12 protein-coding genes are annotated in these 12,622 nt (G+C 72.7%); 9 read left to right on the top strand and 3 right to left on the bottom strand.

Translation table 11 applies throughout. From position 1 onward, the window contains the following. Positions 1-8: 8 nt before the first annotated feature. A complete protein-coding gene (locus K1J60_RS26965) occupies positions 9-1,655 on the top strand; it encodes a hypothetical protein (protein WP_259407930.1) in 1,647 nt (548 codons plus the stop codon). A gap of 49 nt (positions 1,656-1,704) precedes the next feature. Here the strand turns inward: K1J60_RS26965 and K1J60_RS26960 are convergent, their stop codons facing one another. After that, positions 1,705-2,118, bottom strand: a complete 414-nt coding sequence (locus tag K1J60_RS26960; RefSeq protein WP_060884502.1) for an organic hydroperoxide resistance protein — start codon at positions 2,116-2,118, stop codon at positions 1,705-1,707. Between the two features lie 129 nt (positions 2,119-2,247). On the opposite strand from K1J60_RS26960, the gene K1J60_RS26955 reads away from it, so the two are divergent. From K1J60_RS26955 to K1J60_RS26920, 8 genes are all read left to right on the top strand, one after another. Then, positions 2,248-2,763, top strand: a complete 516-nt coding sequence (locus K1J60_RS26955) for a MarR family winged helix-turn-helix transcriptional regulator (protein ID WP_220648450.1) — start codon at positions 2,248-2,250, stop codon at positions 2,761-2,763. A gap of 134 nt (positions 2,764-2,897) precedes the next feature. Further along, on the top strand, positions 2,898-4,517 hold the full coding sequence (locus K1J60_RS26950; protein WP_220648449.1) for a glycosyltransferase family 2 protein: 1,620 nt from the start codon (positions 2,898-2,900) through the stop codon (positions 4,515-4,517). A 55-nt stretch (positions 4,518-4,572) separates the two neighbouring features. Further along, entirely contained in the window at positions 4,573-5,556 is a 984-nt protein-coding gene (gene galE, locus K1J60_RS26945; RefSeq protein WP_220648448.1) for a UDP-glucose 4-epimerase GalE, read from the top strand. Between the two features lie 197 nt (positions 5,557-5,753). Then, entirely contained in the window at positions 5,754-6,188 is a 435-nt protein-coding gene (locus K1J60_RS26940; RefSeq protein WP_220648447.1) for a DUF6507 family protein, read from the top strand. After that, on the top strand, positions 6,185-8,608 hold the full coding sequence (locus tag K1J60_RS26935) for a hypothetical protein (protein ID WP_220648446.1): 2,424 nt from the start codon (positions 6,185-6,187) through the stop codon (positions 8,606-8,608). Before K1J60_RS26940 ends, K1J60_RS26935 begins: the two co-directional genes overlap by 4 nt. Continuing rightward, complete coding sequence (locus K1J60_RS26930) at positions 8,605-9,630, top strand: hypothetical protein (RefSeq protein ID WP_220648445.1); 1,026 nt, start codon at positions 8,605-8,607, stop codon at positions 9,628-9,630. The genes K1J60_RS26935 and K1J60_RS26930 overlap by 4 nt, the downstream gene beginning before the upstream one ends. 4 nt (positions 9,631-9,634) lie before the next feature. Next, positions 9,635-10,291 carry a hypothetical protein gene (locus tag K1J60_RS26925; RefSeq protein ID WP_220648444.1) on the top strand — a complete coding sequence of 219 codons (657 nt, stop codon included), beginning with the start codon at positions 9,635-9,637 and terminating at the stop codon, positions 10,289-10,291. Positions 10,292-10,390: 99 nt separating this feature from the next. Continuing rightward, entirely contained in the window at positions 10,391-11,338 is a 948-nt protein-coding gene (locus tag K1J60_RS26920; RefSeq protein ID WP_220648443.1) for an ADP-ribosylglycohydrolase family protein, read from the top strand. 9 nt (positions 11,339-11,347) lie between these two features. Here the strand turns inward: K1J60_RS26920 and K1J60_RS26915 are convergent, their stop codons facing one another. Both K1J60_RS26915 and K1J60_RS26910 read right to left on the bottom strand, forming a co-directional pair. Next, positions 11,348-11,836: a DUF6174 domain-containing protein gene (locus tag K1J60_RS26915; protein WP_220648442.1), complete on the bottom strand. Its 489-nt coding sequence runs from the start codon at positions 11,834-11,836 to the stop codon at positions 11,348-11,350. Between the two features lie 106 nt (positions 11,837-11,942). Then, entirely contained in the window at positions 11,943-12,581 is a 639-nt protein-coding gene (locus tag K1J60_RS26910) for a TetR/AcrR family transcriptional regulator (protein WP_033524948.1), read from the bottom strand. Positions 12,582-12,622: the final 41 nt, after the last annotated feature.

Genomic DNA, 12,622 nt, shown 5'->3' with positions numbered 1-12,622 from the left:
CACGGCAAATGCCCCGTACAGCCCATACTTCTCACGCTTCTCCTGATTCCGGTGCGCAACCACGCGTCCGGCGCCGTCGGCATGGCGCGCTCGGGGCCACCGCGCTGCGCGGCGGCCGTACCCGGCTGACCCGCCGGCCCACCCCGTACGTCGTCATGGGTGGGCTGTTCTGGCTGGTCATGACACTGGCGTACTGGCGGGTGCCCCTGTGCTGCGACGCCGGTCAGCACGCGGCGGTCGTCGAACGGCTGCGCTGGGACCTGCTGCACCCGGCCCACCCGACCGCCGATCTGCCGGGCGCGGGCAGCCCGTACTACTCCCCGTACGCCGTCGCTCAGGGTGTGCTGGCGCGGCTGACCGGGCTGAGCGGCTGGTCCCTGGTGAAGCTCGCCGGGCCGGTGAACCTGCTGGTGCTGCTCACCGGGATCGGCCGTTTCGTGCGCGTGCTGACGCCCCGGCCGTGGGCGCCGGTCCTCGCGGTGCTGTTCATGACGCTGCTGTGGGGCACCGAGCGGGTGCTGTGGAGCGGCTTCCTCGGGCTGATGTCGCTGACCGTGAACCTCGGCTATCCGTCGGCGTTCGCCACCGGGCTGACGTTCTGGGCCTGGGCGTGGACGGGGGCACGCGCGCGGGGCGGCGCTTCCTCCGGACCGGTGCGGTACGTCGGGCCGAGCGGCCTCGGCAGCGTCTGGGCGTACGCCGGACTCGGGGCGCTGTACGGGCTGATCACGCTGGTGCATCCGATCACGGCGGTGGCCTCCCTGGTCGGGGCCGTGGCGATCGTGGCGGCCTGGCAGCGCGGATGGTCGCGCCCGGTGGCGGCCCGGTGGGCGTCGGCGGTCGCGGCCACCCTCGCGGTGGCGGTGTCCTGGCCGTACTACGCCGTCCTGTCGCTGGCCGGGCACCCGGGCGTGGACGGGATCCACCGCCTTCTGTACGAGAGCGTGGCGGGGAACCTCTGGCTGGCCCTGCTCGGGCTGCCGGCGCTGTGGGCGCGGGGACGCCGGTCCCCGAGGGACCCGCTGGTGCTCATGTGCGCGGCGCAGTGCCTGACGGTGGCGTACGGCTGGGTCAGCGGGCACTACACGTACGGGCGGGTCCTGGGGCTCGCCGCGGTGCCGGCTCAGTTCGCCCTGGCGGTGGAGCTGGCGGCGCCCCGGCCGTGGGGCTGGGCCCGGCGGGTCCTGGGCGGGGCCGCCGCCGCAGGGGCCTGCGTGGGTCTGCTGACCGTCCAGGCGGGGGCGGTCGTGCCCCGGGCGCTGGACCCCGTCGGCTTCGAGCAGCCGCCGCGCTGGCCCTCGTACGACTGGGCGGCGCGGCATGTGAGGGCGGGCGAGACGCTGATCACCGACGGGTACTCCGCGGCCCGCGCGCTCCCCGGGTACGGGGTGAACATGGCGGCGCCGACCTGGCCCGATCCCGCACTGGAGGAGGAGGACCGGGTCCGGCGGCACGCCGATGTGCGGGCCTACCTGGATCCGGCGTCCACGCGGGAGCGGCGTGCGGTCGTCGCACGGCGGTACGGGGTGCGGTGGCTGTTGCTGACCCGGCGGCAGAAGGTGCCGCGGGAGGCGGTCGTCGTGGACTGGAGTCCGCGGACCGGGGAGGTGCTGGCGCGGATCGCTCCGCAGGGAGGTACGGAGCGATCCGCGTGACGGCCCGGCGGGCCTGTCACGCCCACACGGCGCAGCCGCGCGGGCGTACCTACTCGACGACCAGCTCGACCGGCATGTTGCCGCGGGTGGCGTTGGAGTAGGGGCAGACCTGGTGGGCCTGCTCGACGAGCTTGCGGCCGGTGGCCTCGTCGACGGTGTCGGGGAGTTCGACGCGGAGGGTGGCCTTCAGGGCGAAGCCCTCGCCCTCCTTGCCTATGCCGACCTCGGCGGTCACGGCGGCGTCGCTGACGTCGACCTTGGCGGCACGGCCGACGAGACCGAGGGCGCTGGCGAAACAGGCGGCGTAGCCGGCGGCGAAGAGCTGCTCCGGGTTGGTGCCCTGGCCGTTGCCGCCGAGCTCCACCGGGAGGGCCAGGTCGAGGTCGAGCTTGCCGTCGTTGGTGACGGCGCGACCATCGCGGCCGTGGGTGGCGGTGGCGACAGCGGTGTAGAGCGCGTCCATGGGAGAACCATCCCTTTCACAGGTCTTGTCACGTCCGGCGGTCCGGTCCGACCGCCGTTCACGGCCCCAAGTAGAGCACACAATTCAATTGCCCACAACTAAATGGCGGGCAGGAGTTACCCTGGATCCATGACCACGAGCCCCGTCCCCGCGCCCGAGGGGACCTCCGAGGAGGTCTCCGGGCAGGTCTCCGAGGAGGACTTCCTCCGCCTCGACCGGCAGATCTGCTTCTCCCTGCACGCCGCCTCGCGCGCCTTCAACGGCGTCTACCGCGTGGTCCTCAAGGACCTCGGGATCACCTATCCGCAGTATTTGGTGATGCTGGTTCTGTGGGAGCAGGGCGAGCTGCCCGTGAAGAAGCTGGGCGAGCACCTCCGACTCGACTCCGGGACCCTCTCACCGCTGCTCAAGCGCCTGGAGGCGGCCGGTCTCGTCCGGCGCGAACGCAGCGCGCGCGACGAGCGCTCGGTGGTGGTGCGGCCGACCGAGAAGGGCTCTGACCTGCGGGAACGCGCGCTGGCGGTGCCGCGCCGAATCGTCTCGGCGACGACCCTCGACCTCGACGACATCCGCGATCTGCGCGACCGCCTGGACCGCCTGACGGCCGCGCTGGACGAGGCGGCGCTCGCGGAGCCGGCCGGATAACCCTCGGTACACCCACAGAATCCGACAACCCCACGCGGAACCCCAGCCTCCCGCGTGCCATCTTCCCCACGGGGCCGCGAAGCCGCCCTTAGGGGAAGATTTGCACACATACCTCTCACAGGTGCGGGGCAACCATGGCTCTTCAGCAGGCGCAGGTCTCCGTCGTCGTCATCGGGTACGACGACGCGGCCCATGTCGGGGACGCCGTGCGCTCGGCCCTCGCACAGGGACCGGCCGTCCGTGAGGTGATCGCCGTCGACGACTGCTCGACGGACGGCAGCGCGGAACTGCTGGAGCGGCTCGCCGGGGAGGAGCCCCGCCTGCGGGTGGTCCGGCGCCCGGTCAACAGCGGCGGCTGCGGCACCCCGCGCAACACCGGGCTGGACGTCGCGACCTCGCCGTACGTGATGTTCCTGGACAGCGACGACGTACTCCCGCCCGGCGCCGTGGACGCGCTGCTGGGGGCGGCCCTGGAGCACGACGCGCCGGTCGCGTCGGGGCTGTGCGTGCGCAAGGAGCTGCCGTCCGGCCGGGAGACCCCCTGGCAGCCCGAGCTGTACGCCCAGCGCACGCTGGTGGAGCACTCGTCCCAGCGCGCACGCCTGGTGCCCGACACCCTCTGCGTCAACAAGCTCTACCGCGCCTCCTTCCTGCGCGAGCGCGTCATCCGTTTCCCCGAGGGCCGCTTCCCGTACGAGGACTTCGTGTTCGGCGCGCGCGTCCTGGCCGCCGCGCCGCGCGTCGCGCTCGTCCCCGACCCGGTGTACGTCTGGCACGTGCGCCGGTCCGCGACCCGGCTGTCCATCTCCCTGGACCGCTCCGACATCGCCAACTGGCGGGCCCGTCTCGACGCCGACCGGCTGTCGTACGACATCCTGCTGGGCGCCGGCGAGAAGGGCCCCGCACGGGCCACACGGACGCGTTTCCTCGACCACTCCCTGCGGATGTACGCACGCGAGCTGGAGCTGCGCGGCGCGGAGTACCGGCGCGAGTGGTGGGCGCTGACCCGCGCGCACCTGGCCACCTTCGACGAGGGCGACTTCGCGCCGGCGCCCGCGCCCGGCCGGGTCGTCGCCCGGGTGATCCTCGCCGCCGAGGAGCCGCGCGACCTGCCCCGGCTCAAGGAGATGTCGGCCCGCCCCGCCCGGCTGACCCCGCCCTACGCGCGCGGGGGCGACGGTTCGCCCGTCTGGTCCGCCGACCTGCCGCAGGTGGAGCTGGACCATCTCCTCGTCCGCCCCATGGAACTGCTGCCCGCCGCCGTCGACGCGGAACTGCGGCCCCGCGCGCGGGGCACGGTGCTCCGGCTGCGGCTCCACGAGCTGTACGGGCGGATGGCGGAGGCGGGGCCCCGGACCGTGGAGGCGGAGTTCACCGAACGCGACGACGGACGCGTGGGCTTCACCGGCACGGCGCCCCTCCTGGCCGAGGCGGAGGGCGACAGCGGGACGGACGCCTCGGACGTCGACAGCTGGACGGCGGAACTGCCGCTGGACCTGACCGCGCTGGGCAACGGCACGTGGGACCTCCGGCTACGGCTGCGGTTCGCGGACGGCAGCCGTCGCGAGACCACCGCGCACGCTGTCGCGGGCGCCGGGCTGCTGCGCCGGAGCGCACTGCCGAGCGCGCGCCACGGAGTGCTCCTCGTGCAGCCGTACGCGACCCACGCCGGGGCGCTCGCGGTGCGACTCGCGCCCGGTTGGCGAGGATTGACCGAAGTCGTCCGCCGTCGCCTCAAACGCCTGCTTCACTGAGAGCCGACCCGATTTCACCAGCATCATCGTCTTGACCAAGAGGGGACGGTCGTCCATGACCTGGCTGATCACCGGTGGCGCCGGATACATCGGGGCGCACGTCGTGCGCGCGATGCGCGACGCGGGCGAGGAGGCCGTCGTCTACGACGACCTGTCCACCGGTCTCGCCGAACGGGTGCCCGAGAGCGTCCCGTTGGAGATCGGCTCCACCCTCGACGGGGAGCGGCTGGCCCGGGTGATCCGGGACCGGCGCGTCACCGGCGTCGTCCACCTCGCGGCGAAGAAGCAGGTCGGCGAGTCCGTCGAACTGCCGCTGCACTACTACCGGGAGAACGTGGAGGGCCTGCGCACCCTGCTGTCCGCCGTGACGGACGCCGGGGTCGCGTCCTTCGTCTTCTCGTCCTCCGCCGCCGTGTACGGCATGCCGTCCGCCGCGCGGGAGGGGGCCCTCGTCACCGAGGAGGCCCCGTGCGCGCCGATGAGCCCGTACGGCGAGACCAAGCTGGTCGGCGAGTGGCTGGTACGGGCCACGGGCCGGGCGACAGGCCTGTCGACGGCCTCCCTGCGCTACTTCAACGTGGCCGGCGCCGCGACCCCCGAACTGGCCGACACCGGCGTCTTCAACCTCGTCCCCATGGTCTTCGAGAAGCTCTCCGAGGGCGCCCCGCCACGGATCTTCGGCGCCGACTACCCGACCCCCGACGGGACCTGCGTCCGGGACTACATCCATGTCGTCGACCTCGCGGAGGCCCACGTGGCGACCGCACGGCGGCTGCGCGAGGCGCCGGGCACGGACCTCACCCTCAACATCGGGCGCGGGGAGGGCGTCTCGGTGCGCGAGATGATCGACCGGATCAACGCGCTCACCGGCCACGACCTGGCGCCCGTGGTCGTCGACCGGCGCCCCGGCGACCCCGCGCGCGTCGTCGCCTCGGCGGACCGGATCGCCACCGAGCTGAGCTGGAAGGCGCGGTACGGCGTCGAGGACATGATCTCCTCGGCGTGGGCCGGATGGACCCGGCGGTCGGCGCGGCGGTAGCGCCCCCGTAGTGGCTGTGGCGCCCGTACCGGCTGTAGCGCCTGTGACGGAATCGACGAGAAGCGGGAACTGTCCGGTGCCGTTTGCTCGTGTGTACTAGGGGAAGCCGCCGAGGAGTTGCTCGGCGGCGACGAGGAACTCCTCGGCGAACGACGTACGTACGACGTGTCCGACAGGGCGTTACGGGGGTAGCGACGGTGCCGGCTTGGGACATCGATCCGATCAACGTGCAGACCACGCTGAACTCGACCGGTGAGGCGGCCGGCGGTCTGGAGAAGGCCGCCAACTCGCTGGTGACGAACATGGCGAGCGCGGCCGAGTCGGCCGGGACGGCCGTACCGGGCGGGCAGTTCAACGGACCCATGATCGGACCGGTGGCCGCGGGCACCCCGCGGGTGCCGGTCGGACCGGTCGCGGCGGCGCTGAGCCAGTACCTCCAGGAGCGGCAGCAGAAGCTGTCGTACATGGCGCAGCGGACCATCGACTCCGTGCAGGGCGCGGCCGATGCCACCAACGCCTACGTCACCGGCGACCTGGACATGGCCGCCACGCATCAGGCCAACGCGCTCAAGGCGACGGTCGTACCGCCACCGCCGGGTGTCGACGGGAACGGCGGGCAGGGGCCGAAGTGAGCGACGACATCCCCGTCATCCCGGAGGAAGTCCCCGAGTTCACCGGCAACCTGGAGCAGCTGGACCTGAGCATCGCGGGCGTCCGCTCGGCCGGCACCTCCCTGAAGGACTCGGGCTCGGCGATCCACACCCGCTTCGGCGGCCTCTCCGCGTACTACAAGGCGCCCGAGGCGGAAGCGCTGTTCGCCACGACCGCGCCGGTGGCGGCCAAGGGCGAGGAGTTCGCCACCGAGTTGGAGACCGTGGCCTCGGCGCTGGACACGTACGCCGCCGCCGTCGGCCCGCTCAAGCAGAAGTTCGACCAGCTCCGCCGGGACGCGATCGCGTTCCGCGCGAAGATCGAGGGCGACGACGAGTGGCGCGCCGACGGCGACCTCGTCGAGGAGAACAACAACCGCCGCTCGGACATCAACGCCGCGTACGCCGCGTTCCAGGCCGCCGAACGCGACTGCTACAACAAGATCGTCGCGCTGGTCGGGGGCGAGGCGCTGGTCGTCAACGACGGCTCGAACAAAGAGAACATGTACGGCTACCGGGGCGAGGACCTGAACAACGCCGGCGGTCTGCCCTGGGGTGACCCGGTCGAGGAGTCCAACCCCTGGTACTACATCCACGAGCACGCCTGGGACTTCACGGTCGGCTTCGTCGTGGACGGCGTGTGGGGCACGATCAAGGGCCTGGGCACCCTGGTCGGCTTCAACGGCTGGGACGCGGCGGGCCAGGCGTGGGTCGGCCTCGGCAAGCTCGCCACGGGCATCGTCATCACGGCCGTACCGGTGGTGGGCGCCGCGTACTGGCTGGCCCCCGACGACAAGCTGCCGTCCTGGCTGCGTGACTCCCGTACGGCCGTGGTGGAGACCGGCAAGGCGCTCATCGCGTACGACGAGTGGGGCAAGAACCCGGCCCGGGCGGCCGGGGCGGTCACGTTCAACGTCCTGACCACGATCTTCACGGGCGGCGCGGGAGGAGCGGTCGCCGGTGCGGGCAAGGCCGGCGCCATCGCCAAGGCGATCTCCTTCGCGGGCAGGGCCGGCAAGATCGTCGACCCGATGACGTACCTCACCAAGGGCGTCGGCGCGACGGCGGTGAAGATCAGCGACGTCATGGCGAGCCTGCGCGGCATCACCGACGGCACGCACATCAGGCTCGGCGAGGGCACGTACCAGATCGCCGACCCGCCCACCATCGCCGACGACCTCCCGGCCGGCCTCACCCCCGAGAACAGCGTCCGCATGGAGACGCCCCAGGGCGAGGTCGTCTACCTCGACACCCGGACCCTCGTCGTCCACAACGCCGACGGCACGGTCCGCGAGTCCCTGGACGCCATCAGGCACGAGGGCACGGCGGCCGAGCGCGGCGTCGACGTCCCACGGCCCGAGACCGAGCTGGTGGGCGCGGGGGCGAAGGTGGGCGACGGCGGCACGGCTGTCGGACGCGTGGGCGACAACGGCTCGCCGGGCGGACGGGCGGACGACCTGCCGGGCGGGCGGGCCGATGACCTGGGCCGGGGCCCGGCGGGAAGTCATGAGACGCCGGGCGGTGGCGGTGGCGGCGAGACGCCGCGCGGCGGCCCCGCGGAGACCCCTGCGGGTCATGGGCACGGCGGGACACCGGGCAGCGGCGGTGCAGACGGACCCGGCGGTGGCGGTGCCGACGGACCCGGTGGCGGCGACGGCCCGGGCAGTGGGCCTCCGCAGGATCCCCCGGGCGGTACGGGTGCCGGCGACGACGGGGTGAACGACCCCGGCGGCTGGGAGCGGCCGGACGGCGACCCTCAGCCGTTCGAGCGCGGCGGTCACCTGGAGGATCAGGTCCGTCAGCAGATGCGGGGGACGAAGGTCAAGCCGGGCGACCTGGAGCGGGTGCTGGACAACCTGGCTGGTCACCCCGCCGGCCGGGAGATCGCCGAAACCATCGCGTCCGGCCGTTTCGACGGTGCCGCGGGCTTCGACCAGACGGTCTCCAGCCTGGCCCACGCGGACAAGATGTCCGGCGGCATCGAGCAGCTGCGGCTGGGCAACCGGCTGTACGAGAGCGGCGTCCGCGACATCTCCTTCGAGGTCAAGGGGGGCTTCGAGATCAAGCCCGGGGTCAGGACCGGCGAGGGCACGGACCTGGACGTCATGGCCCGCGACGCGGCCGGAAACGTCCACGGCTACCAGTTCAAGGAAGTCGCGAACCCCAAGAAGACCGTCAAGAAGATCTTCGACAACATGCAGCAGTTGGCGCAGTCCGGTGCCGACTTCAAGACGTTCGTGGTCGACACGAAGGGCACGATGGCCGACCATGCGGCCATGCGGACGGCACAGCGGCTCACCGACGTGTACGGGAAGACCGACGTGCAGTTCATCATCCGTGTCGAGGACGGGGTCATGCGGATCCCGCCCGACGGTACGTTCATGCCGGAGGCAGCACTGTGATCGCCAGTACCCCTGTCGCCCGCTGGACCTGGGGACGCGACACCGACGGCGGAAGCGATGTCGTGGAGTGCCTGCGGGCCCTGCTCGGCGCCCATGCCGTTCTCGCGCGGCACCGGCTGGCCGTCGGCCCGCCGACGGTCCATGTGTCCGTCCACGAGGCCGGCGGCTCGAACAACCGGCTCTACGAGGGCGGCCTCCCGCTCGGCGGGGTACGGTCCGCCGACGACGAGATCCGGACACTGGCCGCCCGGATCGAGGGGGAGCTGCGTCCCGGCGAGATCGGCGCGGTGTACGCCGACATCGTCTGCCGCGGTGTCGTGCGGATCCCGGGCACGGGTGGCGAGAGCCACGAGGAGCGGCTGTTCGTGCTCGGCGCCTCGGCCTTCCTGGACTACGTCACCACCGACCTCAGGACCTTCTCGGACGCCTGGATGCCGTACGACCTGGAGGGGCGTCCCCAGGCCGACGTGCACGCCGCCAACTACCCACGGCTGGCCGCGGCGCTGCGCGACCTCTCCGAGGCGCTGGAAGCGGAGATCGACCCGGACGACCCGACGAACTTCGGCAGGCCGACCGAGACGGGCGTCGACAACTTCTTCGAGCCGGACGGTACGCCTTCCGACGTGTGGTCCCGTTTCGAGATCCCGAGGCGTACCGAGGTCTTCCGGCACGGCCCCGTCTTCGACTCCGTGGGCTACAGGCGGTCCAGGGCCGGGCAGGTCCGGTACGTCCCGGTCGTCGCCGACCGGGGCGATGTCCTCGGCTACCTCTGGGCCTCCGACGCCGATGCCGCAGCGAGCTTCGAGCCCCGCGACGCCGCGGGCGAGGACGGGTACAAGGCGGGCCTCGTCTGGCTCGACCGCCTGCACGAGTGGTACGAGCGGGGCCTGACCCCGACCGAGGCTCTCACCACCTGCGCCCGCACCCCCGCCGATCCGGTCGCGGGCCACGTCTCCCCGACCGCCGAACCCCGCGCCCTCACACTGGACGACCTGCGGGAACTCGCCGCCCACGGCGACTGACACGATGTCGACCCTGGTCCGCTCCCCCGGCGCCTGCGCGTCCTGGACGTGGGAACTCGACGATGTCTCACCCCATGGCGCGGAACCTTTGAGTTCCGCCCTGTCCGTGGCGGCCCGGATGTCCGCCGTGCTGCGCGCACACGAACTGCTCGTACCCGACAGCCTCGAATGGGACTGGGTCGTGGACGGCAGCGGCGGCACCGGTCTCGTCACCCGGATGTCGCTCCTCGGACCGCTGGACGACGAGGACGTACCCCGGCGCGTCGAGCGGAGCCGCCCCGTCGGCTTCCCCGACGCCTCGGTCGGGAGCATCCTCGTCGTGGGTGCCGGAACGTGGATCGACGCGACGGGCGAGAAGCGCGGGGAACACCGGCTGGTCGAACTCACCGTGGCACCGGACGCGCCCGGCATCTGGGCGGAACTCGCCGTCTTCCACGACATCTGGGGCCCCTTCGACTTCCACGGCGACCCGCACCCGGACGTCGAGCGGCGGAACGCCCCACGCCTCGCCGCCGCCCTCCGGTCCCTCGACGCCCTGCTGCGCGTCCCCGCCGAGCCGGGTGACCCGACGTACTTCGGCACCGCCGAGGGCCACGGCGTCAAGCGCCCCGACGTGATCGACGGCCGGGGCCCGGACCTGACGGACCTCCTCCGACCATGACCGCCCGCATCGACATCGACGCCACCACCCGCCTCACCACCACTGCCACCCACCTCCACGCCCTCCACGCCCTCCTCATCCCCCTCAAGGCAGGCCCCCTTGAAACCAGTTGATCCACAGCGCGCCCTCGGCGCGGTTCTCGGCTCCGCCGTCGGGGACGCGCTCGGCGCGCCCTTCGAGTTCGGGCCCGAGGGGGCCTTCTCGGCGCGCTTCCCGAAGGCCGGGCACGGTGGGGAGATGTGCGGAGGCGGCGGCTGGGACCCGGGTGAGGCGACCGACGACACACAGATGGCCGTGCTCGTCGGGGAGTCGCTCCTCGAACGCGGTGGGCTCGACCTGCCCGACGTCTTCCGGAGGTTTCAGCGCTGGGCCGTCTCCGACCCCAAGGACATCGGCATCCAGACCGAGGAGGTGCTGAGCGGCGGCGCCCCCTGGGACCGCGCCGCCGCCCTCCACTTCCAGGTGAACCTGCGAGCCGCGGGCAACGGCGCGTTGATGCGGGCCGCCACCTCGGCCGTGTACTTCGCGGGGCACGGGCGGGACCGCACCATGGAGGCGGCCCGGCGGCTGTCCGCGCTCACGCACGGCGACCCGGCCGCCTGGGAAGGCACCGCCGCCTTCCACGAGCTGCTACGGATCGCGCTGGACGGCGGCGACCCGCTCGCCGCCGTCCCCGACACCCTGGCGGCGCTCCACCCCGACCACCGCGCCCGCTACGCGGTCGTCCTCGCCCCCGACTGGCACCCGGACGACGCCACGGAGTTCAACGGCGCCGTCTGGCCCTGCCTGGGCTCCGCCGTCTGGGCCGTACGGACCACCGACTCCTACGAGGACGCCGTACGCGCGGCCGTGGACCTCGGTGGCGACACCGACACGGTCGCGGCGGTCACCGGCGGGCTCGCGGGCGCGGTGTACGGCGTCGAGGCCGTCCCGGAGCGCTGGCTGGAAGCCCTGCACGTACCCCTGCCGGGGTTCGGGGAGCGGGTGCTGCGCACCCGGGAACTCAGCGCCCTGGCAACGGAGTTGGCGACCCGGAACGCCCACTGACCCTCGGCCTCAACCGGCGCCCGGCTCGTAGCCGGTGATGACGTACTCGGCCTCGTCGTCGATGGCGTTCTCGTCCACGTCCAGGGTGATCCGCGCGGGGTGCCCGCCGACGGCGTACTTCACCTCCGCCGTGTCCGCCTGCTCCTCCCAGGCCTTCTCCACCATGTCCAACAGGTCACCGATCGTGGGGATGCGGCCGGGCCCCTGCTTCACCAGCCACCGACTGTCCTCGTCGAGGCCGACGGCGTCGGCCACCTCGCCGTCCCGGACCGTCACCCGGAACTTCCCCGCCAGGGCCTGCGAGGTCGACGTGAGGGTGTAGACGTACGAAGCGGGCTCCCGCCACATGACGGTGTTCCGTGCCGTGGTCTGCTTCGGCGAGGCTCGTCCCTTCGGTTCGGGAGCCGTGTCGCCGTCACAGGCGACGGTCGTCCCCACCGTCCCCGCGATCAGCGCGGCGAGGAGCACGGAACGAGCACGGGAGCATAAGCGAGTCACGGCGACCCCATTCCTGAGCGGCTGTGACTAGGACGCCATCCGCCTACGGAACGTTCAGCCCTCCGCAAGGTTCAGCCCTCCGGAACACCGCCGCCCGACGGCCCACCTACAGCGCCCGCAACGCCCCCGCCGTGGCCCGCGTCAGGCTCTCCAGATACCCCTTCGGCAGCTTCGGCGCCCGTACGACCACCGACCGCCAGTACAGCGGACCGGAGATCACGTCCAGGGCAAGGTCCTCGTCCACCCCCGCACGGACCTCGCCCCGGGCGACCGCCGCGGCGACGATCCCCGTGGCGACGCTCTGCTGCCCCTCCCGCAACGCCTTCTGCATCGCCTCGGCGATCTCCGGGTTGCGGGCGGCCTCGGCCTGGAGGTCGGGGATGATCTGGCCGGCGACCGGGTGGCGCAGCGCGCGGGACGTGACCTCGTAGAGCAGCCGGAGGTCGCCCTCCAGCGAGCCCGTGTCCGGCATCGGCAGCCCCTGGACCGCCACCGCGGAGACGAGATCCAGCACGAGGTGCAGCTTGGAGCGCCAGCGGCGGTACACCGCCGTCTTGCCGACGCCCGCGCGGCGCGCGATGCCCTCGATGGACATCCGGGCGTAGCCGACGGCCGCCAGTTCCTCGAAGACCGCCGCCCGGATCGCCTCCGTCACGTCCTCGCGGAGCACGGCCGCCCCCGCGGGGGCCCGGCGGCGCGGCCGTGGCGGCGGCTGCCCCTCGGAGGGGTCGGCGTTCGTCGTCATGGCCCACAGCATAGGCCGTGACGACGAAACGGTTGCGTTCC

The sequence above is a fragment of the Streptomyces akebiae genome, from assembly GCF_019599145.1.
In the GTDB taxonomy this organism is placed as follows: Bacteria; Actinomycetota; Actinomycetes; order Streptomycetales; family Streptomycetaceae; genus Streptomyces; species Streptomyces akebiae.
The sequence above is the reverse complement of the archived record's forward strand: the minus strand, read 5'-3'. Positions and strand labels throughout refer to the sequence as shown.

Coding starts and splice junctions, on each gene's coding strand:
- K1J60_RS26955 (WP_220648450.1), top strand. CDS start 2,248: ATGACCACGAGCCCCGTCCCCGCGCCCGAGGGGACCTCCGAGGAGGTC.
- K1J60_RS26960 (WP_060884502.1), bottom strand. CDS start 2,118: ATGGACGCGCTCTACACCGCTGTCGCCACCGCCACCCACGGCCGCGAT.
- galE (WP_220648448.1), top strand. CDS start 4,573: ATGACCTGGCTGATCACCGGTGGCGCCGGATACATCGGGGCGCACGTC.
- K1J60_RS26965 (WP_259407930.1), top strand. CDS start 9: ATGCCCCGTACAGCCCATACTTCTCACGCTTCTCCTGATTCCGGTGCG.
- K1J60_RS26910 (WP_033524948.1), bottom strand. CDS start 12,581: ATGACGACGAACGCCGACCCCTCCGAGGGGCAGCCGCCGCCACGGCCG.
- K1J60_RS26925 (WP_220648444.1), top strand. CDS start 9,635: ATGTCGACCCTGGTCCGCTCCCCCGGCGCCTGCGCGTCCTGGACGTGG.
- K1J60_RS26950 (WP_220648449.1), top strand. CDS start 2,898: ATGGCTCTTCAGCAGGCGCAGGTCTCCGTCGTCGTCATCGGGTACGAC.